Source organism: Lysinibacillus sp. NPDC097868 (assembly GCF_044761135.1).
In the GTDB taxonomy this organism is placed as follows: domain Bacteria; phylum Bacillota; class Bacilli; order Bacillales_A; family Planococcaceae; genus Lysinibacillus.
Genome location: NZ_JBIWBS010000006.1, coordinates 34,545 through 57,715, shown reverse-complemented (window position 1 = coordinate 57,715; position 23,171 = coordinate 34,545). Strand labels below are relative to the sequence as shown.

Annotated in this window: 18 protein-coding genes and 1 riboswitch; of the genes, 4 read left to right on the top strand and 14 right to left on the bottom strand. The window is 35.5% G+C overall.

What is annotated here, in order from left to right; translation table 11 throughout:
• Positions 1-82 precede the first annotated feature (82 nt).
• A complete protein-coding gene (locus tag ACIQXJ_RS21865) occupies positions 83-283 on the top strand; it encodes an alpha/beta-type small acid-soluble spore protein (protein WP_401013582.1) in 201 nt (66 codons plus the stop codon).
• A gap of 422 nt (positions 284-705) precedes the next feature.
• On the opposite strand, the gene ACIQXJ_RS21860 is transcribed toward ACIQXJ_RS21865, so the two are convergent.
• From ACIQXJ_RS21860 to ACIQXJ_RS21830, 7 genes are all read right to left on the bottom strand, one after another.
• Positions 706-1,947 carry an MFS transporter gene (locus ACIQXJ_RS21860; protein ID WP_403057613.1) on the bottom strand — a complete coding sequence of 414 codons (1,242 nt, stop codon included), beginning with the start codon at positions 1,945-1,947 and terminating at the stop codon, positions 706-708.
• A gap of 95 nt (positions 1,948-2,042) precedes the next feature.
• A complete protein-coding gene (locus ACIQXJ_RS21855; protein WP_403057817.1) occupies positions 2,043-2,996 on the bottom strand; it encodes a tRNA dihydrouridine synthase in 954 nt (317 codons plus the stop codon).
• Positions 2,997-3,442: 446 nt separating this feature from the next.
• Complete coding sequence (ltaS, locus tag ACIQXJ_RS21850) at positions 3,443-5,389, bottom strand: lipoteichoic acid synthase (RefSeq protein ID WP_403057610.1); 1,947 nt, start codon at positions 5,387-5,389, stop codon at positions 3,443-3,445.
• Positions 5,390-5,902: 513 nt separating this feature from the next.
• Positions 5,903-6,748 carry a methyl-accepting chemotaxis protein gene (locus ACIQXJ_RS21845; protein WP_403057607.1) on the bottom strand — a complete coding sequence of 282 codons (846 nt, stop codon included), beginning with the start codon at positions 6,746-6,748 and terminating at the stop codon, positions 5,903-5,905.
• Between the two features lie 20 nt (positions 6,749-6,768).
• Positions 6,769-8,223, bottom strand: a complete 1,455-nt coding sequence (gene yfmT / locus ACIQXJ_RS21840) for a benzaldehyde dehydrogenase (protein ID WP_403057604.1) — start codon at positions 8,221-8,223, stop codon at positions 6,769-6,771.
• Positions 8,224-8,672: 449 nt separating this feature from the next.
• A complete protein-coding gene (locus tag ACIQXJ_RS21835; protein WP_402765601.1) occupies positions 8,673-9,455 on the bottom strand; it encodes an SDR family oxidoreductase in 783 nt (260 codons plus the stop codon).
• A 17-nt stretch (positions 9,456-9,472) separates the two neighbouring features.
• A complete protein-coding gene (locus tag ACIQXJ_RS21830) occupies positions 9,473-10,243 on the bottom strand; it encodes an SDR family NAD(P)-dependent oxidoreductase (RefSeq protein ID WP_403057601.1) in 771 nt (256 codons plus the stop codon).
• 140 nt (positions 10,244-10,383) lie between these two features.
• Here ACIQXJ_RS21830 and ACIQXJ_RS21825 point away from each other — a divergent pair, with 140 nt between their 5' ends.
• Entirely contained in the window at positions 10,384-10,977 is a 594-nt protein-coding gene (locus tag ACIQXJ_RS21825; protein WP_403057598.1) for a TetR/AcrR family transcriptional regulator, read from the top strand.
• A gap of 101 nt (positions 10,978-11,078) precedes the next feature.
• Here the strand turns inward: ACIQXJ_RS21825 and ACIQXJ_RS21820 are convergent, their stop codons facing one another.
• A complete protein-coding gene (locus ACIQXJ_RS21820; protein WP_403057595.1) occupies positions 11,079-12,062 on the bottom strand; it encodes a bile acid:sodium symporter family protein in 984 nt (327 codons plus the stop codon).
• Between the two features lie 11 nt (positions 12,063-12,073).
• Positions 12,074-13,459 carry an FAD-binding oxidoreductase gene (locus tag ACIQXJ_RS21815; RefSeq protein WP_403057592.1) on the bottom strand — a complete coding sequence of 462 codons (1,386 nt, stop codon included), beginning with the start codon at positions 13,457-13,459 and terminating at the stop codon, positions 12,074-12,076.
• A 224-nt stretch (positions 13,460-13,683) separates the two neighbouring features.
• Here ACIQXJ_RS21815 and ACIQXJ_RS21810 point away from each other — a divergent pair, with 224 nt between their 5' ends.
• Entirely contained in the window at positions 13,684-14,394 is a 711-nt protein-coding gene (locus ACIQXJ_RS21810; RefSeq protein ID WP_403057590.1) for a FadR/GntR family transcriptional regulator, read from the top strand.
• Positions 14,395-14,500: 106 nt separating this feature from the next.
• Here ACIQXJ_RS21810 and ACIQXJ_RS21805 read toward each other — a convergent pair whose 3' ends face one another.
• On the bottom strand, positions 14,501-15,583 hold the full coding sequence (locus tag ACIQXJ_RS21805; RefSeq protein ID WP_403057587.1) for a LuxR C-terminal-related transcriptional regulator: 1,083 nt from the start codon (positions 15,581-15,583) through the stop codon (positions 14,501-14,503).
• 163 nt (positions 15,584-15,746) lie between these two features.
• Between ACIQXJ_RS21805 and ACIQXJ_RS21800 the strand changes: the two genes are divergently transcribed.
• Positions 15,747-16,640: a 3-hydroxyacyl-CoA dehydrogenase gene (locus ACIQXJ_RS21800; protein WP_403057584.1), complete on the top strand. Its 894-nt coding sequence runs from the start codon at positions 15,747-15,749 to the stop codon at positions 16,638-16,640.
• Between the two features lie 158 nt (positions 16,641-16,798).
• Here the strand turns inward: ACIQXJ_RS21800 and ACIQXJ_RS21795 are convergent, their stop codons facing one another.
• The 4 genes from ACIQXJ_RS21795 to ACIQXJ_RS21780 form a co-directional block, all read right to left on the bottom strand.
• Positions 16,799-18,142 (bottom strand): APC family permease, encoded by a 1,344-nt coding sequence (locus ACIQXJ_RS21795; protein ID WP_403057581.1) that lies wholly within the window; start codon positions 18,140-18,142, stop codon positions 16,799-16,801.
• 13 nt (positions 18,143-18,155) lie between these two features.
• A complete protein-coding gene (locus ACIQXJ_RS21790; RefSeq protein WP_403057578.1) occupies positions 18,156-18,872 on the bottom strand; it encodes a cysteine hydrolase family protein in 717 nt (238 codons plus the stop codon).
• Between the two features lie 160 nt (positions 18,873-19,032).
• Positions 19,033-19,217: riboswitch (Lysine riboswitch) on the bottom strand.
• Between the two features lie 418 nt (positions 19,218-19,635).
• Positions 19,636-20,844 carry an MFS transporter gene (locus ACIQXJ_RS21785; RefSeq protein ID WP_403057575.1) on the bottom strand — a complete coding sequence of 403 codons (1,209 nt, stop codon included), beginning with the start codon at positions 20,842-20,844 and terminating at the stop codon, positions 19,636-19,638.
• Between the two features lie 985 nt (positions 20,845-21,829).
• The gene (locus ACIQXJ_RS21780) at positions 21,830-22,684 is read right to left on the bottom strand and encodes a malate synthase (RefSeq protein ID WP_403057572.1); all 855 of its coding nucleotides are present in this window, start codon (positions 22,682-22,684) and stop codon (positions 21,830-21,832) included.
• Positions 22,685-23,171 lie beyond the last annotated feature (487 nt).

Below are 23,171 nucleotides of genomic sequence, written 5' to 3'. Positions count from 1 at the left end.
ATATAGTTTGCACATTTCCTTCTTTTTAAATGTATGAAAAACAAGCTCGCGACCATTCTAATATCACAAGGAGGTGAGAAAAATGGCTAACAACAATCGCAGTTCAAATAAGCTTCAAGTTCCTGGTGTACAAGAGGCTGTCAATCAAATGAAATATGAAATCGCACAAGAATTCGGTGTACAACTAGGGCCAGATGCTTCTTCTCGCGCAAACGGTTCAGTAGGTGGAGAAATTACAAAACGACTAGTAGAAATGGCTGAAAAAAGAGCAAAAGGTTTATAAATAAAAAAAGTGCCCGGCACTAAAACAATTCAGAATTGTTTTAGTGCCGGGCACTGCAATTACTTCTTCTTCGCTCCATTAATCATGACGATAATGAAGACTAATAAAAGAATAAGTAATCCACCTATAATTACGTATCCGACCATACTAGTTATACCCAAAACGTTGTTGCTCCTTCCCATACGTAAAGTGGAACAAAATCTTTCCTATAATAATGAAGTTGTTAAAAATCCACTTTAGTTTACCTATTTAAAATAACCTTCTACTTCTATTTCTTCAACTAAACTGCTCTATTACTATAATAAATTCAACCACTACAACTTTATTTTTATTCACATTAATTTCATTTTTCCCGATAAACACGAATTATAATCTTCTACCTATGCTTGTGGAATATGATTTCATTTTAGAAGACCTGTTTCTTATTGCTTTTCTTGAACGAACAACACGCCAAACAGACCAATGATGGAGAATAGTACTGGGGCAAAAAAACCATAGTAGTAGCCATCGCCTAAATTACCTGTAGTAGATTGAAAATAATCCAATAAATATCCGAAAATAATCGGTAGTAAGACAGCACTTAGAAAACCACCTGTATTCGCAAACCCTGAAACTACCCCAGCTTCATTTAACGGGAATGATTGTCGTACAGCAGCAAAAGTTAAAGCACTTGCACCGTATCCAAAGCCAATAATAAAAAATAGTATCATTAATAAGATTAAAGATGGATGCCCATTGACGAAAAGGAACGAACACCAACCGAGTAAGACGATAATATGAACGGCAATATATGGCCTTTTTATTGTTTCTAACTTACTTGAAATCCAAATAGTTAAAGGAGCTCCAATAAGTGCCCCTATTAGACCTACCATAATTAATTGACTTGCATCCGAACGTGTCATGTTATACATATTCGTCCCATATGGTACAGCCCAAGAACTAATAAATCCCACATAGCCTCCTACTACACCAAAATGACAGAAGAATAGAGCCCACGCTTGTGGATTTGAAAATATTCTTTTCACTAAGACGAATGGTTTTTCACGTTGTCCTTCTGCTGTGACAACTACTTGCTCATCCATGAAGAGTGTTTTCGGCTTTTTAACAAGTACAAAATAAAGAACAATGCCGCATAAACATAATAATAACCCCGCTGAGAAAAATGCCGCTCTCCAACCAAGTAAATCTATCCATTCGGAAAAAGGGACTGTCGCCAATAAAAACCCAAGACTCCCTGTCATACCTGCTAAGCCAATTAACCGAACAAATTCCTTTCGATAAAACCATTGAGCTAAAATGAGCACCATATTAACCCATATGGTCGCATCCCCTATCCCAGTAAGTATTCTGGAAAAGAACAGTACAAATTCATGTGTACCAAAACTATAAATGATTGTGCCTATACCTGTAAGCGTCGCACCAATAATTAAGAAAAAGTTCGGACCATAACGATCAGCCAAAATCCCCATTGGAATTTGCAAACTTGTGTATACAAAAAATTGTATACTTGTTAACAAGCCAATCGTTGCTGCTGTGACATGAAAATCCCGCATCAATTGCTCTGTAATTAATCCAGGAGCTGTTCGCTGACTTGCCATCAACAAATAAGTAAATAATACAACAACAAATACAATCCATCTGTATTTGCTATTTTGTTTGTCCATTAATATCTACTCCTATTGGCTTTTACTAAAATATATGAAAAAGTGCCAGTCACTAAAACAATTTAGAATTGTTTTAGTGACTGGCACTCATCTTTTTATTCAAATCTATCTAGCAATGCACGTACTTCATCTGTTGTCTTTGTATTCATCAATTGATTTCTTAATTCACCTGCTCCACGGAATCCTTTAACATAAATTTTGAAGAAGCGATGAAGTGCTGTAACTGAACGTGGCAGTTCCTCTGCATATTTATCCTGAAGATCAAGCTGTAATCTTAAAAGATCTAAATATTCCTTACTAGTATGTTCTTTCGGCTCTTTTTCAAAGGCAAAAGGATTTTTAAAAATACCTCGACCAATCATAACCCCATCAACACCATATTGTTCAACAAGCTTCATGCCGGTTTCACGATCAGGGATGTCCCCATTGATTGTTAACAGCGTATTAGGTGCAATTTCATCTCGTAATTTCTTAATATCCGGAATTAGCTCCCAATGTGCTTCTACTTGGCTCATTTCCTTTCTCGTACGTAGGTGGATAGAAAGGTTTGCGATATCCTGTTTTAAAATATGTGTGAGCCATTCCTTCCACTCATCTACATCAGTGAAACCAAGTCTTGTTTTAACACTTACAGGCAGACCGCCCGCTTTTGCTGCTTGGATTAGCTCCGCAGCAACTTCTGGGCGTAAAATTAGTCCACTACCCTTTCCTCTCGTTGCCACATTCGGTACAGGACAGCCCATGTTAATATCTACGCCTTTAAAACCTAGCTCTGCCATTCCAATACTCATTTGACGGAAATATTCAGGATTGTCTCCCCATATATGTGCAACCATTGGCTGTTCATCTTCAGTGAAAAGTAGACGCCCTCGCACACTTTTCTGTCCCTCTGGGTGACAGTAGCTATCCGAGTTTGTAAACTCTGTGAAAAATACATCTGGTCTACCTGCCTTACTTACGACATGACGAAAAACAACATCTGTCACATCTTCCATTGGTGCAAGTACAAAAAACGGTCGCGGTAAATCCCGCCAAAAATTATCTGTCATCTTTACTTCAATTCCTCTCATGATGGGATACATTAGTAAGTTCTGCTCCCTACAATGCTTCTACTTTTGCACATTTGTGCCATGTTTAATACCTAAAACGTGCCCGAACAAAGGGCAAAATGTTAGGTTCAAGTAGTTAAGTCATTATTATAGTATAACCTAGCTTTTTTAATTTATCTTCACACAGATTCATCTTTAACTAGATTTTCATTTTGATTTATTTTTGAAACTTAGAAATAAAAGCAGATGGCCAATTAGAAATGCATGTTTGCACTTTTAAACCGTCTGCTTTTTATGCTTTCACGAAAATTAAAATAGGAATAGCCCCGTGTGTATTCATACTAAAAAAGGGCAATACAAGTAGACGGGAAGATATCCTAAAGCAGTCTGATTATAAACGCTTTGATATCCAACACATCTTCTTGAACTGCCCTCTTAACTTGTCATTATTTAGATTCTACACTCTCATCTTTGCTGTAGTTATACTTAGAAGAATCTACTGGCGTGAATCCTGTTGGCGTATAAAATCTCAATAAGTCACCATTCACTACTTTGTCAGATAACCCTAACTTAAAGTCTACTTCTTTTTTCATAGCTTTCGCTGACTCTAATTGACTATCATCTAATAGTAAACCTGTTTTGTTATCGTAATATTTTTCATTAATTGAATAAATCGAAGGACTAACAAAATCACCATTTCTAAATGGTACAATTTCATTGTGCTCTTCTGATAATAAATCTGAACCGAATTGAACATAATTTTGCGTTTCAATTCCTAGTAAATGTAATAACGTTGGAAGAAGGTCTGTTTGACCACCATAAGTATGGTTAGTTTCACCTTGCATTCCTGGAACATGAATGAATAGTGGTACGCGTTGTAAATTAGCACTTTCATATGGTGTAATTTCTTTACCCATAACTTGTTCCATCGCTGCATTATGATTATCTGAAATACCATAATGGTCCCCATAAAGAACAATCATCGTATTATCATATAATCCTGATTCTTTTAATTGATTGAACATCTGCTCGATTGCTTCATCTGCATAACGTGCAGTTTGGAAATAATTATCTACACTTGCATCTCCAGTAGTAGCTTTATCGATTGTTACTAAGTCTTGATTCATTTTATATGGATAGTGGTTCCCTACCGTAATTAACTTTGTATAAAACGGTTGTGGTAAAGAACTTAAAAGACTTTGAGATTGTTCAAAGAATGGTTTATCTAATAAACCATATTCAGCCATGTTATCTGAAGAGGCTGTGTCATAATAACTAGCATCATAAAACTTGTCGAATCCAAATGATTTATAAATGACATTTCGGTTCCAGAAGCTTCCGTTGTTGCCGTGGAAGACAGCTGAAGTATAACCATAATTTTTTAAAATACTTGGTGCTGCTTGGTACGTATTTTGTGCTTTCGTAATATAAGCAGAACCTTGTGGTAATCCGAATAAAGAGTTTTCTAACATAAATTCTGCATCAGATGTTTTACCTTGTCCTGTTTGATGGAAGAAATTATCAAAATACAATGTATTTTGATCTTTTGCTAATGAATTTAAAAATGGCGTAACTTCTTCACCGTTTAATTTATAATCGATAAGGAAGTTTTGGAATGATTCTAAATGTAAATAGACAACGTTCATTCCTTTTGCTGCCCCAAAATATTTTGGATTAGGGTTGGCGTAGTTAGATTTTGTATAGTTAATTACTTCTGTAATATCACTACTATCCGCCAATGCTCTCTCTGAAGATGCTTTCATCGTTTCTACTGTGTCATAAATAGTATAGTTATACATTCCTAAATATTTCACAATATAGTTTCTATCAAAACCTCTAGATAAAAGTTGCGGACGACTAGTTTCAGCTAATCCTAAATTTACAATTGATACTGCTAAGGCAAATGCAATAATTGCAAATGCTTTTTTATATCCAACATGATTTGTTTCTTTTTCTATTTTTCTTGAGAAACGTAGGTATATCATGACAAATACATCGACAAAGAACAAAATATCATAAGGTTTTAATAAAGATAGAATACTACCACCTAAATCGCCAAAGTTCTGTGTTTGGAAAATTGTCGGTAATGTAATGAAATCACTAAAAAATCTGTAATACACAACATTGGCATATAAAAGAATAGACATAAGCGTGTAAATTACAACAAGTGATGTATATTTTTTCTTGCCTTTAAATAAAAATGAGAACCCTAGGAATAGCATTGCTGAGCCTAGTGGATTTAATAGTAAAAGGAAATGTTGAAGTGCTCCTTCTACACCTAAATCAAATTGTGCTGTTTGAGAGATGTATGTTTTAATCCATAACATTAAAACAGCTAATATATAAATCCCTAAAAATTTGTTTAATAAGTTTTTACTTACTAGATTTTTCATTTTTGCACCTACCTATTACTTATTTAAAAATATATCTAGATTAGAATATAAGTATAAATTTCGGAAAATTATTACTTCACTATAGCTTTTTTTCGGTGGCTAATGTATAATACTCCCGTTTTTACACTTCTGTCAAGTTGTAGACGATATTGCAATAGAAATAGTTTCGTTTCTCTCTATTACTGGAATCATTGCCATCAAAACACCCCGCAAACGTTAGTTTTTTCTAATATTTGCAAGGGTGAATTTACCTTTTCATTTCTATTAAGTTCAACCACTCCACAGCCTTAAAATATGTGTTGGTGGTTTCAATTGGCCTAATTCCTACTACTGTAGAAAAAAGCTTTTTTTATCATCAAATAGTTTTTCTACGACTTAAGCACGCCGTTAGCTTAATAAACTAATTATGTTCGTCAAAATTCATATATTAAACAGTTGCAACGTCTAGGATAATGAAAAAAGATTAAAGACACGCTCTTCCTTGAGCTCGTCTTTAATCTTTAATATTTCTCTCTATTTTTTTTCCTTATCGTATAAAATCTCTTCTGCAAATTGTGCTAATTGTTGAGCTTTTAAGCTGATTTCTTGAATCGTTGAAGAAAACTCGTAGATAGAACCAGATTGCGTATCTGTTAATGTGTTGACTTCTGCAAATGATTGATTTAACACTTTTAGAAGCTGTTGAATATTTTTTGTAATATGATTAATTTGATCTGCATTTTGCTTCGAATTTGTAGCAAGCTTACGTATTTCATCGGCCACTACTGCAAATCCTTTACCATGTTCGCCTGCACGTGCAGCCTCAATTGCAGCATTTAAACCCAATAAATTACTCTGATCTGAAATTCCTTTTACTACAGAAGAAATCTCACCAATTTCCTCCGCACTTGAACTCACATCTTTCATTGAAGAGGTCATATCTTTCACGCGGTCGGATAAATTGCCTACTGAGCCACTAATTTCTTCAATAGAAGCAGCCGTTTGCTCTACAATCGCAGAGAAACTTTCAGCCATTTCAAATAGTTTATGAGCTTTTTCCAAACTTGTTCCAATGCCAACGCCACCAATTACTTTCCCAGTACTATCGTGAAGCGGGATAGCTCTTGCAACAAGTGGGAAGCCGAATAATTCTTTCGGTATAACTGCTGATAAAGATTTATTCGCTTTAATCGCATTTGTGATTACATCACCTTCAACAAGTGGATCCCCTGGTGTAACATTTAAAGCGAATGTCTTCGCTGGAATATTAATGATTAATTTCTCAGTATCGTAAATGCCTACCGTAATATCGTCTTGAATAAGCCCATTTAACAAAGGAGCTACTTTAATAAACGCACTAATTACATCTGCTTCTTGCATATTTTCCGACCCCTTTGTCCTTAATAAGGTAAAATTCTTTTGCTATAGTTTACAGAAATCCATTTTAAAGTTGTAAACTCTTCAAGGCTCCATTCTCCGTTTAAACGACCGATACCTGATTGTTTTTCGCCACCAAATGCAACATTTGGTTCATCATTGATTGTTAAATCATTTACATGAATCATACCTGTATGTACTTTCTTAGCCATTTCAACACCACGTTCAAGGTTAGTCGTATGAATTGCACCGCTTAATCCAAAACGAGTATCATTTGCGATTTGAATAGCTTCTTCTTCCGTTTCGAATGGAATAATACAAACAACTGGGCCAAATAGCTCTTCTTGTGCCACACTCATGTCTGTTGTTACATCTGCTAAAATAGTCGGCTCTACCATTCTACCTTTAATATTACCTTTAATAACGGCTTTAGCGCCTTCAGTAATGCCCTTTTCAATCATTGCTTCTAGGTTTGCTGCTTGGCGGTCATTAATGACTGGGCCAATGATTGTTTCAGGATCTCTTGGATCACCTACTTTAAGTGAAGAAACTTTTGCAACATACTTATCAAGGAACTCATTGTAGATTGATTTCTGCACTAAAATGCGGTTTGCTGACATACAAATTTGCCCTTGGTGTGTGAAACGACTAAATGTCGCAGCACCAACTGCGTAATCCATATCTGCATCCTCTAATACGATAAATGCACTATTGCCACCTAACTCTAATAATGGCTTTTTGAAATTTTTAATCGCTACTTGACCAATGTAACTTCCTACCTTTGTTGACCCTGTAAAGGAAATAATTCTTGGAATCGGATGCTCAACAAATGCATCCCCGATTTCATTAATATCCGTTACAACAACATTCATTAATCCTTTTGGTACACCAGCTTCTTCAAAAATCTTACCAATTAATGTTCCACCTGTAATAGGTGTATCTTCATGAGGCTTTAATACGACAGCGTTCCCAGCACCTAATGCAGGTGCTACAGATTTCATTGATAAAAAGAAGGGGAAGTTAAATGGACTAATGACGCCAACAACGCCTGCTGGAATGCGATATAGTCTGTTTTCTACATCATCGATTGTTGAAGGTAAAATCTTACCTTCCATACGAATTGGGAATGTTGCAGCCTCTTTAATAATATTCTTAACAAGACCAATTTCAAAAGCAGCCTTTAATCTTGTCCCACCTAATTCATCCATAATAATCGATGTAATGGCCTCTTCGTTTTCTTCAATATATTTCACTGCATTTTCAAGAATATCACGCTTTTTATATGGGTTTACTTTGTCCCATTCTTGCTTAGCTTGTTGCGCGGCTTGATATGCATAATCAATATCAGAAACGTTTGCTAATTTAAATTCTGTTATTATTTCATCAGAATAGGGATTTATGTCATGTAAAATGCTATTACTTTGTCCTTCTCTCCATTCCCCACCTATAAATTGATTTCCTAATTTTTTTATATTCATTTTATAACCTCCAAATTAAAACGATGTGTGTAATACAAATATCGACAAATATTTATAAAAATTTATAAAAATTTATAAAATATCAAAAAAATTGAAGGTTTTTCATTTTAATTACAATATGCTTTGTCCCTATTTTTAAAAATCCCCCTCTACAAAAAGGACCTTATCGATTTAAATTTCTTTTCAATATAAAATCTTTTTTACTTATTACATTTGACCCAAAGTCGGTCAAGTTGGTAATGATGGGCGCTCCTTACTCATCTAACCGATAGCCTGAATTAGCATCTTCTTCGTACCCACGGCGAATATATGGTTAGTTTATTGTTAGTAGCATTAATAAGAATGTTGATGTATCGCTAAAACAATAAAAAAAGAGAAAGGTGAAATTGAACATAGTCAATTTCACCTTTCTTACTATTGAAGATTGCTATCGTAGCTCTCCAACATAATTAGTATTTATATGATTGTCCACCATCGATTGGCACAACAACACCATTTATGAAGTCTGCTTGATTAGAAAGTAGGAAGGCAACTAAGTAACCAACCTCTGCTGGTTTACCGAAGCGGCGCATTGGGTTTGGTTTTACGAATTCTTTACCTACCTCTTCCCAATTATCTCCACCGATTTGACGTAAAGAGCCCTCTACCATAGGAGTCATGATGGCACCTGGTGCGATTGCTTTAATAGAAACACCAAATTGTCCATATTCAATTGCCGAGTTACGTGTTAATCCGACAACACCATGTTTAGATGCTGCGTAGCCTGATTGATTACCAACACCACGAATACCACCTACAGATGCTGTATTGACAATTGATCCTGACCCTTGTTCTTTCATTACTTTTAAGACGTATTTCATGCCGTAGAATACACCATTTAAGTTAATAGACACAACTTTTTGGAACTCATCAATACCAAAGTCCTCTGTTAAATTTTGTTTTCCTTCGATGCCTGCATTGTTAAAGAAACCGTCAATTTTGCCGAACTTTTCAACAGTCGCATCTACAAAACCTTTGACAGCATTTTCATCTGCTACGTTTGCTGCAATCAATAACAGTTCAGCCTGTGGTGAGATGGCTAACACTTTTTCCTCTGTTTCTTTTAAACCCGCTTCATTCAAGTCAACTAAGACTAGTTTAGCACCCTCTTCTGCTAATTGAAGTGTTGCTGCTTGGCCAAGACCAGATCCTGCTCCTGTTACAATGACTACTTTCTCTTCAAAACGTTTCATATTATATTCCTCCGTTATTAAATATTATATAGTGACCCATCTACTGTGTAGGATGAAGAACTTACATAAGAAGCTTCGTCTGATAGTAAAAATGCAATGACATTTGCTACTTCATTTGGTTCACCATAGCGCTTCATTGGCACTGCATCTTGATATGCGGATTGCGCTGCTTCTGCGGCACCTGGTGCAACTTTTGCCTCAATCTGGCGCATCATTTGTGTATTAATAACACCGGGATTGACTGTATTCACTCGCACATTATATGGAGCAGCTTCTAATGCAGCTACTTTATTAATACCCATTAGAGCATGTTTTGACGAATTGTATAGCATCATATTTGGCGAACCAATTAATCCAGCAACAGAAGCTGTATTGACAATTGAACCTGCTTTTTGCTGTTTCATAATTGGCATTACATATTTTAAACCGTAGAAAGCACCTTTTACGTTAATGCTATATACGAAATCGAAATCTTGTTCAGTAATTTCTTCTAAAATTTTCGCTGGACCTTCAACCCCTGCGTTATTTGCAAATCCATCAATGCGACCAAATTTTGATACAGTTTGTTCAACATAATTTTTTACTTCTACCTCTTTAGAAACATCTGCCTTTAAAGTCAGTACGCGATCGTCACTTAAGTTAAGCTCCTCTGCAACCGCTTTCACAGCAGCTTCATTTAAATCCACTAATGTTAACTTAGCCCCTTCACCTGCAAGCTTGCGAGCAATCTCTTTACCGATACCTCCTGCAGCACCTGTAATAATGACAACTTTGTTTTCAAATCTCATTTTTTGTACCTCCCCTAAAGATTGTTGTTACATTTATAGTTTAATCCGTTTCACTTTCTGTAAGCCATCCTTAATATTTGCTATAATGTCGAAGAAACCAACACTTTTTATCAATCTGTCTAATGTAGGAGATAAATTTGATGAAATCTAATTCTAATCAAGCTTTACGTACAAAGCATTTCTTGAAAAAGGCATTTATTGATATGGTACATAAAAAGGGATTTAGTGCTGTTACAGTGAAGGATATTGTAGATTATGCTCAATATAATCGGACAACCTTTTATGTGTACTATCAAAATATAGATGATCTTGTTGCAGAGTTAATGGAAGAAATGTTTGAAGCTATCCAATATAACAGCATGTCTAAGTATGAAAGTAATAGTCGTGTGAAAGTACAGGAGTTGACTACCCATTCCTTTGAATTGTTGTATTACATTTACGATCACCGTGATTACTTCACATTACTACTTTTAGAAGATACGTTACCACGCATTCACCAGCAATTGCCTGAAGCGATATTTAATTTACTAAAAGATAAATTTGATATTCAGTATGGCGTGTCTATTGTAGATGATCACTCCCAAAAGCGCTATATGGCTTATGGGACAGCTGGGTTGATTTTGGACTGGATTGCACAAGATTTTGATGCGACTCCTGGTGAAATGACAGAGCGTCTCAATCGAATTTTCAACACCTTTGCAAGAGGCTTTATTATAAAGGAAATCGATAGTTAACAAACAAAAGAACGAATTCCACCGTCGGAAATTCGTTCTTTTAATTATTATTAAGCTAACTTCACCCATGCAACATGGAAGCGAACATTTTAATTTTACATTTAAATATGTGTTCCGACGTTGCTTTCCTGTATGTTTTTACTAAGATGATTCTCTACATTCTCCGTTTTTTTCGACCAATACGTGGCTAGAATTGGACCAGAAATATTATGCCATACAGCACCAAGAACACTCGGTAAGGCAGCTAACGGACCAAAATGGGCAGTCGCTAACGCCACCCCAAGACCAGAGTTTTGCATACCTACTTCAATTGAAATAGCTCTTCGATTACTTTCATTTAGTCCTAACACAAGCGCTGTTAAATAGCCCAGCAGCAAACCGAATGCATTATGAAGCATTACTGCCGTAAAAATAATAAATCCAGCTGAAGCAATACTATCAACATTTCCGGCAACAACCGCAGAGACAATAATTATAATAGCAACTACAGAGATAAGAGGAATGACGTTGATGCTCTTTTCTACAACTTGAGGAGCAAATCTTCTTATAACAATACCTAGAATAATCGGCAAAATAATTACTTGAATAATTGAAGTAAACATTGCCATTGGATCTACAGGCATCCATTTACCTGCAAGTAATAGTAGTATTAATGGTGTTGCAATTGGGGCTAGTAACGTCGAAAAAGATGTCATTGTAATTGATAACGGTACATTACCTTTAGCTAAATACACCATAACGTTTGAAGCAGTACCCCCTGGAACAGAACCGAGAAGGACTAGCCCCGCAGCTAATTCCGCTGGTAAGTTCATAATATAAGCAATTAAAAAAGCTGTCAGTGGCATAATAATATATTGAGCACATACACCAATAATGACTGGCAATGGATTCGTTAAGATCAGTTTGAAATCAACCGCTTTTAACGTCAACCCCATACCAAACATAACGATGCCTAGCAAAATCGTAATATATCCTCCAAATATTAAAAATGGATCAGGAACTATAAAGGCAATAACAGCTATACAGATAACCCATACGGCAAAGTATTTTCCCGCTATCGTACTAATGGCTTCTAAAATTTTCATATTTCCACTCCCTATTTCTTTATTTTTAATATTTTATTTGGATTTAAAAGAGCGTCAGGATCGAGCGCTTGCTTAATCTTTTCCATCACAAGCAATGCTTTTCCATGTTCTTTCTCTTGGTATTTCTGTTTCCCAATACCGACACCATGTTCTCCTGTACAAGTTCCCCCTCGTTCAAGTGCATACATTACAATCAATTCATTGAATTCATCAGCTTTTTTTATTTCATCACAATCATTCATATCAATCATTAATAGAACATGGAAATTACCATCACCAACATGGCCGACAATTCCCCCTGTAAGTGCTAATAAATTAAGGGCTTCTCTTGCATGTTCAATGGCCCCTGCTAACTCTGAAATTGGTAAACAAACGTCGGTCACCATAAGTTTTTTTCCTGGGTGTCCATGGACATAGGCGTAAGCTAAATTATGACGAGCTTCCCACAGCTGATTGCGAGCTGCATTATCGGACTCAAATTCAATATTTTCACAATTGTGCTCCACTACAATTTCTTTCATAAAGTCAACGTCTTGCTTTAAGCCAGCTTCATTTCCATGAAACTCTAAAAATAAGGTTGGCTGCTCCTCATAAGCTGTTTTACTATGCATGTTCACTTGTTTCATCGAATGCTCATCAACTAGTTCTACTCTTGCAATGGGAATTCCCGCTTGTAAAATACTTACGACTGCTTCAACAGCATCATTGACTGTTTTGAAGGATGCTCGAGCAGCCATTTCATGTTCAGGAAGCCCATAGACTCTTAGCGTCAATTCAGTAAAGCAGCCAAGCGTTCCTTCAGACCCTACAAATAAACCGTTTAAATGATAGCCAGAGGATGATTTTTCTGCTAAATTTCCAGTATGAATTACCTCACCATCTGAAAGAACAACTTCTAAATCTCGAACTTGGTCGCGCATCACGCCATATTTAACAGATGTTGTTCCACTAGCATTTGTTGCTGCCATCCCGCCGAGTGTTGCATCTGCTCCAGGATCGACAGAGAAAAACAATCCGTATTTTTTCAATTCTTTATTCAACTGCGAACGCGTTACCCCTGGTTGTACTTTTACGAGAAAGTCCTTCTCCCTAACTTCTAAAATTTTGTTCATGTTGGAAAAATCAATCGTTATCCCGTGGTCGTAAGGAATAACATGCCCTTCTAAGCTTGTTCCTCGACCAAATGGCACGATTGGTACTTTGTATTGGTTTGCTATGTTTATTGTTTTACTCACTTCTTCCGTCGTTGTCGGAAACACAACAATATCCGGTAGACTGACACTATGATATGATTCATCACTACTATGTTGTTCTAAAATCGTTTGATTGATTGTTACTAGGCTTTCAGAAAGAGCGCTTCGTAGAGCTATCACCAATTCTTCATTTGTTGCAATCATTTTTTTCTCCCCTTTGTACTCTCATTCCCTCAAGTTTTTCGTTGTTTGAATTACACATGTCATACCAATTTATCAAATCATAAAATTGGTCCAACCATTATTATTATACTTAATATTCTGAAAATATCAATAATTATTAATTTTCTTCAATTGATAACAATGAAGTATTTCTGTATGATTAAAGCGTTTATAATACTAGGTAATCGAGGGGAAGGACATAGGTAATGCTGCAACCAAGAAAAAAAGCCTATCAAGTAATTGTTGATCAAATAAATGAATATTTTTTAAATGGGGAATTACAACCTGGAGAAAAACTCCCGACAGAAAGAGAATTAGCGAGTCGATTTAATGTTAGTCGAACATCGGTTAGGGAGGCACTTCGGAAGCTTGAAATAAAAGGAATTATTGAAATTAAACAAGGCAGTGGCAGCTTTGTTAAAACACAGGAAAGCCATTCATTAGGAGCAGAGCTTTCTTCCACAATCTTAAAAACTGAAAAAAAATTAGTATATGAAATGTTAGAGCTACGCCAGACACTTGAAGTAGAATGTGCTTTTTTAGCTTCACAACGTGCCACTTCAGAAGACTTAGAACGAATTGGTCATGCATTGGAAATGATGGATCAAGTTAAAAATGATGTGGAACTAGGCATACAAGCGGATCTTAGTTTCCATATTAATATTGTTCTCGCCTCACATAACTCAATCTTCTCGCAATTGTTCCAAACCCTTAGCGAACATATGCAAGATACAATCCGAGTTACACGAACACAGCGATTGAAAGATGTAGAACGTACGCAAGAGACTATTGATGAACATAAAGAAATTTATTTGGCAATAGCAGCTGGCGAAGCAAATCAAGCTAAACAACTTATGGAAAAGCATATTAAGCAAATAAGAAGAGAATTGACAGAGTCACTTTTTAATCATATTTGAGAGCTAATCAAATAAAGTGCCCTACTCTCTATAGATTTACTTCTCTTTAAAACTAAAAAAACGAATCCCTTCTCTTAGGATTCGTCCTTTCATTCAAAGCTTTAATTTATTCTAAAACAGCCATTCGAAAAGCCGTCGCAATTATTTGTGTACGGTTTTTTGCATTAAATACAGTTAGTAGCTTTTGAATATAGTCACGAATTGTGTACTCACTGACAACGAGAAGCTCTGCCATTTCTTTATTACTGAATCCTTCCGCTAATAAAAATAAAACCGCCAAGTCTTTATCTGTTAACTTTAAGTCATGCAGTAGCCGTTGTGTACTGCGTGTCCGTGAAAAGTAACAGCCTAATAAGTTCCCTGCTTCTTCAAGTAATTGCATTTCTTCTTCATTATATGAAAAGGGCGTTCCACATTGGTCAAACGTTAACCAACCAAATAATTGTCCATTTTGCTGAATTGGAATAAAAATAATCGTAGATACATTCAATAATTCAATTGCAATAGGATTTATATATGGCGCTGGTTGTTCTAAATAAAGAGGTTTTTTGATAGCGAATACGGGCTCATCCTCCAGCTTACCTTTTAGCATTTGTACTTTGTGTAACTCAGAACCGTATACACCTGAAAATTCATTAAGCCATGGATTATAACTATGAAATGTGACACGTTGATAGCCGAAGTTTTCCTGTGCTTTCGATAAAATGGTTGGCATATGATCTACACCATCTAATTGAATGAGCAATTTGCTAAAGCGCTGTAACTTTAGCAAACTTTCAAGACTTATTTCAACCTTGATTGGAGATTGTAATACTTTACTGTTTATAAGGCGTAATACATCTAGTACTTTTTCGTGATACTTTAACATTTCATCTGTATACGGATGCTTAATTTGTATAAGTACATCTTTTGTTGCGTAATAAGACAATGAAGGAAATGTTGTTAGTAATTTTTCTGGTAAAAGTCGACTATGCATAGTAGCCCAGTTAATTAGCTCCTCCCGTTGAATCGTTTTATTTTTTAACTGACCATTTAAAAACGTCAACCAAGAGCGGTACCAATAACCAATTTGAATAATTTCCTGCTCACTTAACTCTTTTCTTGATTGCAAATGCTTATTCCACGCATATGCAATATCTTGATGGTGCATTTTATGAAACAATACATACTGAAAGTTTATTTTAGTCATAGTACACCTACATTTACATGTTCGTTTTGAATGAATATACCCCCAATTACAGGTATCTTTGCATTTACTCTATCATTTACACTCTAAAAGTAACAACTTTATTTTGTTATTTAGTTCAACTATTTATATAAGGGTATTCTAATCAAGAAATGAGGTACTAAATATGGAATTTAAAAAAATATTAGTCGCAGGTAGCGGAGTATTAGGAAGTCAAATTGCTTTTCAAACTGCGTTTTTTGGATATAAAGTAAATGTATATGACATTAATGATGATGTAATTGCAACAGCGCAACAGCGCATGGAATCGTTATCAAACACATACGGAGATTATTTTAATGATACGGCACGTGCAGCTAAAGCGTTAGAAGGCTTATCGTTTTTCACAGATTTAGCGCAGGCAGTATCTGAGGTAGATTTAGTTATCGAAGCGGTACCGGAGCGTATTGAAATTAAACAATCATTTTATGAGCAACTAGCAAAAGTAGCACCAGCAAAAACGGTTTTTGCATCTAATTCTTCCACTCTGTTACCTAGTCAATTTGCACAATTTACAGGACGACCTGAGAAGTTTTTAGCATTACACTTTGCAAATACAATTTGGAAAAACAATACAGCCGAAGTGATGGGTCATGAAGGAACTGATCCACAGTACACTGAACAAGTAGTTGAATTTGCACGTACTATCGGTATGATTCCATTCCATTTAAAGAAGGAACAACCAGGCTATATTTTAAATACACTGTCTGTACCCTTTTTAAGTGCTGGTATGGGGCTTTGGGCAAATGAAATTGCAGACCCACATACAATTGATAAAAACTGGATGATTTCAACTGGGTCACCATTAGGTCCTTTCGGGTTTCTAGATATAGTTGGCATGGAAACACCATATAACTTAAATGTGATGAAGGCAGATATTGATCCAATTGCCAAAATCATAGCAGAAAAAATTAAAGCAGAATATATCGATTTAGGGAAAATGGGTGTTTCTTCAGGAGAAGGTTTTTATAAATATCCTAATCCAGCTTATTTAGATAAAGACTTTCTCAAACAAAATTAATTAGGGGCAAAAAAGAAAAAGTGCTAGATTGACTACATCAATCTAACACTTTTTGCATCACCGTTGAGGTCCGCTACGGCGGTGCTTTCCGCGGGCACACCGTAAGTCGCAACCCTCGCTAACTGAGGTATGCTATTTACTGAAAGCTTTTCGGTTTTTTATAATTCCGAAAAAGTTGGTGGTTTCTTTTTGAAGCCTTTCGTCGTAATGAAAGCATAGATAAAACCGATTGCAAGCCATAAAAAGCCTATCTTCAATGTCATCGGTGATAAATTAATGAATAAGTAGAAACAAATTCCGAACCCTAACCCTGGAATTAATAAGTATCGAATTATTTTCTTTTCTTTTTTACGGAAGAAGTAATATACGATTACTGACAAGTTAACAAACATAAATCCTGTCAGGCCTCCAAAGTTCATTAACTCTGCTACGAAATTTGCTGATAAAAACAGCGCTCCTAAAACACTAATTGCACACATCAATAAAATATTGTATATCGGTGTTTGATATTTTGGATGTAAATGTGTGAAAAACTTTTTCGAAAGTACCTCATCACGTCCCATACTAAACATTAAACGAGATGCACTTGCTTGCCCTGTTAAACCAGCTGTCACTGTCGATACAATAATCGCAACCGTATAAAGCGTTGCAAGAACTGCACCTCCTGCTTTTTCCGCTATATCAAATAAAGCCGTATCAGCTGAGCTAAAGTTTGTAACATCCGGCCAAACGAGCTGGGCTACATAAGCTTGTCCAATAAAAATAAGTCCTCCGATTAAACAAGCTAAAATAGCTGCCTTCCAAATATCATCTTTTGGATTGACTGCCTCTTCAGAAAGAGTTGTAATCGAATCGAACCCTAAAAACGAGAAGCAGGCCATTGCTGCACCAGAAATAATTGCAGACATAACGAATTTTTCATCGTTGAAGAACGGCACAACAGTAAAGAGCGACGTACCACTTTCTCCACCGACAATTGACTTGACACAAAAAATCACAAAAATAACGACTACAATTCCCATAAATATAACGAGGATTTGATTTGTTTTTGCTGCGATACCAATACCTAAAATATTTACAGTAGTTATAATAGCTGCAATTAGTAACACCCATACCCAATACGGAACAGATGGTATTAATGCGTTCGCATATGAAGCACCTACCATAAATACAATGAGTGGCACTAATACATAATCCATAAACATTGCCCATCCTGCAAAAAATCCTAAATGTGGATTGATGGCACGTTGCGTATATGTATAAGTTGACCCTCCATTTGGAAAAACAGCAGCCATTCGACCGTAACTATAGGCAGAAAACATCATTGCAACCATTGCAATCAAGTAAGCTAATGGCAACATCCCACCTGTAGACTCTGCTGCAAAGCCATAAATATAAGCTGGCGCAATCGGTGTCATAAAAGCAATTCCATAAATGACTAAATCTTTTAATGTTAAAACACGCTTTAACTGTGGTGTATGATCATTGGGTGTTTGACTCATAGTCTATGTCCTCTCACACATTCACTGGGTTGCGTTTTGAAAGTTCTTCCGTTACTAAATCAATTACTTCATCTGTGCTCATTACTTGGCAATAAATTTGATTCATAATCATAATTTCAGCGTCATGAAGCTGTTGCGTTGCAGCTGCACATGCATCTTCAACTAAAATAACTTCAAATCCTGCGTCAGCTAAGCTTCGAACTGTTGAAGCAACACATTGGTCAGTTACAACCCCTGTACAAACTACTGTTTCAATGCCCATATTGCGCAATAAAAATTCATAATTCGTTCCACTTAATACGCTATCTGTCGTTTTATTTACAACAATCTCATCATCAAGAGGCTTTAATTCATCCACCATCTCCGCTCCTGGGTCACCGATTGGCAATAAAATATTGTTCCATCCTGGACGGCGTTGTACAGGAGAACGGTCTCGTCCATCTTTATGATGGCAAGCAATGCGACCAAATGTTACTTCTAATTTATTAGTACGGAAAAAATCTAAAAGCTTTCTATTGTTCGGAATTGTTAAATTGTCGATACGATTAAAGAAGTATTCCCACTGTTCAAACATGCCCTTTTCTCTTGCAACCTGCGCGTCTAAACCGTCTCGACTAATAAACTGGTGTTGCATGTCTACAATTAGTAATGCTGTTTTATCTGGCTCCACGTTTATTTTTTGACCGTCAGTCGGTAAAAATTCATAATATAATGTTGATGTATTATCCATAATAATTCCTCCAAAATACCTCTAATTCCAAAATGTTTAGACAAATAAAAAAACAGACTCTTTGTGCAAAAGAATCTGTCTAACACAAAAATGACCTACTCATTTTTAAAGCTAGAAACTAAAAATGAATCGACCATTTAAAATTCCCACTGTTTGTCTAAACAGAGATAGCACAACTTCATAAACATGTATGTTTACGAAGACAGTCCTGTAACTATTCGCTACAGACCCAGCATATGATGGCGAGAACTCAACACATACTTCGGCGACACTTCCTTCTACCTAACATCTTCATCTTCTCGGACTCCATTAGGTACTGTTAATTGTCGCGCCTCTACCTCACTATCGAAAAAGTGAGGTTTATTTAATTGTTTGAAATAATTATATTATTGCGTTTTTTCTATGTCAACTTTAAATTTACTATATTTCATAAGATTTGTAGCGCAAATCTTCAAAAAAATAACATAATAAATACTTTTATACAATAATTATTTGCAATAAATATAATGATGAACCATAAATTGTATAAAATCTTGACTATCCATATTCTAATAATCCGATTCACAATATAATTTATAAAGTTGGTACTTCTTCTTTCAGCATGACATGAGAAACTTCGAAGCAATTCCTTTTTTATAAAGCATCGGACTTAGCTCGTGAGAACAGATTGCGTCCTCAGGAATGGAGTAATCTCTGATTTTAAAAAAACCACCAATTAAAACGCAAATGCATTTCAATTGGTGGATAAATAAACTTACGTTGTTTATATAGTTTCGCTTACATTCCCTATATTATCTTTTTTAAGCATTAACATGACAATAAAGGAAATACAATATAAACCTGCTAAATAGAGCATCGCAACTTTCATATCATAACTTTGTAGAATATAGCCGACAAGGATTGGTGAAAAACCGCCTATAGCTCGACCAAAGTTAAAAATTGTATTTGTTGCCGTACTTCGAATTTGCACGGGATATAGACCACCAATCAACGCTCCATATCCGGCAAACATACCATTTGAGAAGAATCCGACAATTGCACCACCTATTAGGACACCAACACTTCCCGTAGCATAAGAGTATACAAACACAGCACATGCTGAGGCAATAAGGAAGACGCCAAAGGCACGCTTTGCGCCAAATCGATCTAGGAATAGTCCAAAAGTTAACATACCAATAATCATGCCAACCGCTGTACTAATTGTCCAGATGGCAGAGCTTGAAACAGATAAACCTTGGGACTGTTGCAACATCGATGGTAACCAAATCATTAATCCGTTATAACCGGCAATTTGAACAGTTGCCATTATGATTAAAGAGATTGTTGTAATCGCTGTTCGAGGCGTTTCAAACAATTGTACCAGCTTACCCTTTTCATCTTTCTTACTTGCCTTTTTATTTTTCTGAGCAGCGAGCCACTCAGGTGATTCATCTAAATTTTTCCTTACGATAAAGGCAAAAATAACAGGTATTACACCAACAAAGAATAATGCTCTCCATCCTAAAGTAGGAAGAATGATGGCACTTAGTAATGCTGCTAAAATAACACCATATTGAGCACCTACACTGACATATGAAGACGCACGCCCTTGTTTATTTTTCGGCCAAGCTTCTGCAACAAGCGCCATACCAATACCATATTCTCCTCCGGCACCTATTCCTGCGATAAATCTAAATAGGTACACTTGTTCAATGCTAGTGGCTAATCCTGTTAAAGCCGTACCAATTGCAAACAAGATGACGGTATAGGTAAAGACTTTTACCCTTCCATACTTATCTGCTAAAACTCCGAAAACAATTCCTCCTAATAGCATCCCTACATTCGTTATAGAAGAAATAAGTCCTCCAGTTGCTAAATCAATGTTAAATTCTGCAATAATCATTGTCATCGCAAATGAGATAAACATGATGTCCATGCCTTCTAATGTTAAACCAGCTACCGATGCGACCACGGTTTTTTTTCGATAATCCATTCTACTCTCCTCCAGTATGTTCTAGATGAAATAAATCTCTTTTATTTACGAATGAATGGATGTATCTATATAAATATAACGTTTCCATTCTCCTTTTAAGCCTCACTGGACTTCCTTTAAAAGAGGTACGTTAGTTGTGTAATCACAGCTAAAATGCAAAATAAATGCCCTTCCGTCAGACAGACAAAAGGGCATGAATAAACAAAGATATTACTAACATAATAGCTTAAAGTATCATATAGCCCTTTTCAGCCTCTCTGGACCGTATTAAAGGTAAATTATTTCAAAAGATATCTTAGCAAAATTATTTATATTTTCATACAAGAAAATTTTGGTAAAAACTCAAATAAGCCCGTTCTAGTAATGCTTTTAACTCATAAAATAAATTTCAATAGTTGACCTCACGAAAAAAAACTATTCAAGATACGCGGCGATTGTTTTATTAATACTTTCAGCCACTTATACTTATATATGGAAATTACTCCACTCAACCTAACTGACTCCGCAAATACTTAATCGAGCGGATTACTTGTACTCACGAAGATAAACTCCATATAAAAAGGCAACTAACGCAAGGTTAGTTGCCTTTTTTAAAATTAAGTTGTTAGGCGTTGGTCAGCTAATTTAAGCCACGCCAACTGCTTCACAATGTGCGGAGTGTATGCGGCAACACATGGGTGTTGTTGGGTATAGTTTTATAGGCTCAACTCAAAATCAGTGGAATCGAGCCTATTTTCTTCATCATATTTGGTTTTTGCTTATTCTATTAAAGCCCCACTTCGTTAGCTCAATAAATTCAACAAAAAATATCTTTAGTTATTTTTTAATACAAAAAGAACGAATCCCATTAATAAGAATTCGTTCTTGATAAATAATTATATTAACTCCACTCGTTTATTAGCAGACAGAGCCAGGCACTGTTCGGCATTAGTGTTAGATAGGAGAATATGTCAGTGTCCTGTCATTCTTATCTTTGGGCTAAAGTCTAAATACGCATTAATGCACCATTAGGCTTTGGTAAATCTTGATCTGTTATCTGATTCATTTTACAAAAATGTTTAAAAAATCGTTGTGCTAGCTCTTTTTCTGTTGGTTCACTCTTCAACGAAACTATATCAAGTAAAATTTGAGCCATCCATAAATTATCAAAATAACGGTATTTGCCTGTATTCCATGTCATTTTGTCAGGGGATTTTTTATCTGTATAATATTTCCACAAAAGTAGTTGATTCGATTCCTGTTCTGTAAGTTGGAGTCTGTATTTTGAATGGGCAGGAATATTTCCATCTTCACACAGCTTACCGATAAAATCTTCATTCACCATATAGACACCTAAGATACGTCTGTCTTTTTCAGGCATGCCGGCATCTAATGCTGTTAACAGGACAGCGCTATTTTGGTGCATGCGAATAGGTTTGTTTGGCTTCCCTTTGTTATTACCACTTTTTATTGCACCTGAAAAAACCTTCCACTCTGAAACAGAACTATTTTGTTCTTCAATGTCACATCTAAAAACCATTTGTGATTCAGGATGGAGTTTATGATGTTTCATAAGTTTTTCGTGTTCTAAGCGAAGTTTCTGGTTTTTTCGTTGTAGTTTTTTTTCTTCTTCCTTCTTCCTTTCTTCTTCCATTCGTTCTATTTCCTTTTTTTGTATTATTTTTTCAATTAAATGAGCATCACTTTTATCATGTAGTTTTAGGTACTTTCCAAATACATCAGGGAAAACAAACATTTTATTTTCCGATGCAAAATGTATTTCAATAATAGACTCATTATGTTTAACTATACTACCCATGCCAAAACGCTTATGTGTAACTTTTTTATTGATTAGATTCATTATTCTAATCCTCCTTTTGGAATAAAAACGCGGTTACTATTAGATAGTAAATTAATTAGTTAATTCAACAACCTATTATTTTAAAAGCTCAAATAACTGTTTTAATTTTTTCCTTTTGTCTTAATAAAGGATATAAAAAAAACGTATCCAAATTCTATCTGCAAAAAAGGTCAGTGGAATTCGAAATACGATTTAAAAAAAACAACTATAAGACTATTATAACATTTTTTTATAAAAATCACAATTTTATTATTGACACCAAGTTTTATTATGATGTAAAATTAAAAATTATTCTCTAAATCCTCATGAAATAACTTTCAAATAAGAACGTTATAAAAAGTCTCGAAACCTCTGGAAAGCCCCTATAAAAAACAACGGATTTCCGTTGATAAGCATAGGATATCTTCATGAAATAAATCAATGATATTCTTCAATTAAATTCCATATAAAAAGACCCCAATTTAGCAAAAGTTATTTGCAAGAAAAT

Excerpts from the sequence above, each read along its gene's own strand:
- ACIQXJ_RS21865 (WP_401013582.1), top strand. The coding sequence starts at position 83 with ATGGCTAACAACAATCGCAGTTCAAATAAGCTTCAAGTTCCTGGTGTA.
- ACIQXJ_RS21860 (WP_403057613.1), bottom strand. The coding sequence starts at position 1,947 with ATGGACAAACAAAATAGCAAATACAGATGGATTGTATTTGTTGTTGTA.
- ACIQXJ_RS21855 (WP_403057817.1), bottom strand. The coding sequence starts at position 2,996 with ATGACAGATAATTTTTGGCGGGATTTACCGCGACCGTTTTTTGTACTT.
- ltaS (WP_403057610.1), bottom strand. The coding sequence starts at position 5,389 with ATGAAAAATCTAGTAAGTAAAAACTTATTAAACAAATTTTTAGGGATT.
- ACIQXJ_RS21845 (WP_403057607.1), bottom strand. The coding sequence starts at position 6,748 with ATGCAAGAAGCAGATGTAATTAGTGCGTTTATTAAAGTAGCTCCTTTG.
- yfmT (WP_403057604.1), bottom strand. The coding sequence starts at position 8,223 with ATGAATATAAAAAAATTAGGAAATCAATTTATAGGTGGGGAATGGAGA.
- ACIQXJ_RS21835 (WP_402765601.1), bottom strand. The coding sequence starts at position 9,455 with ATGAAACGTTTTGAAGAGAAAGTAGTCATTGTAACAGGAGCAGGATCT.
- ACIQXJ_RS21830 (WP_403057601.1), bottom strand. The coding sequence starts at position 10,243 with ATGAGATTTGAAAACAAAGTTGTCATTATTACAGGTGCTGCAGGAGGT.
- ACIQXJ_RS21825 (WP_403057598.1), top strand. The coding sequence starts at position 10,384 with ATGAAATCTAATTCTAATCAAGCTTTACGTACAAAGCATTTCTTGAAA.
- ACIQXJ_RS21820 (WP_403057595.1), bottom strand. The coding sequence starts at position 12,062 with ATGAAAATTTTAGAAGCCATTAGTACGATAGCGGGAAAATACTTTGCC.
- ACIQXJ_RS21815 (WP_403057592.1), bottom strand. The coding sequence starts at position 13,459 with ATGATTGCAACAAATGAAGAATTGGTGATAGCTCTACGAAGCGCTCTT.
- ACIQXJ_RS21810 (WP_403057590.1), top strand. The coding sequence starts at position 13,684 with ATGCTGCAACCAAGAAAAAAAGCCTATCAAGTAATTGTTGATCAAATA.
- ACIQXJ_RS21805 (WP_403057587.1), bottom strand. The coding sequence starts at position 15,583 with ATGACTAAAATAAACTTTCAGTATGTATTGTTTCATAAAATGCACCAT.
- ACIQXJ_RS21800 (WP_403057584.1), top strand. The coding sequence starts at position 15,747 with ATGGAATTTAAAAAAATATTAGTCGCAGGTAGCGGAGTATTAGGAAGT.
- ACIQXJ_RS21795 (WP_403057581.1), bottom strand. The coding sequence starts at position 18,142 with ATGAGTCAAACACCCAATGATCATACACCACAGTTAAAGCGTGTTTTA.
- ACIQXJ_RS21790 (WP_403057578.1), bottom strand. The coding sequence starts at position 18,872 with ATGGATAATACATCAACATTATATTATGAATTTTTACCGACTGACGGT.
- ACIQXJ_RS21785 (WP_403057575.1), bottom strand. The coding sequence starts at position 20,844 with ATGGATTATCGAAAAAAAACCGTGGTCGCATCGGTAGCTGGTTTAACA.
- ACIQXJ_RS21780 (WP_403057572.1), bottom strand. The coding sequence starts at position 22,684 with ATGAATCTAATCAATAAAAAAGTTACACATAAGCGTTTTGGCATGGGT.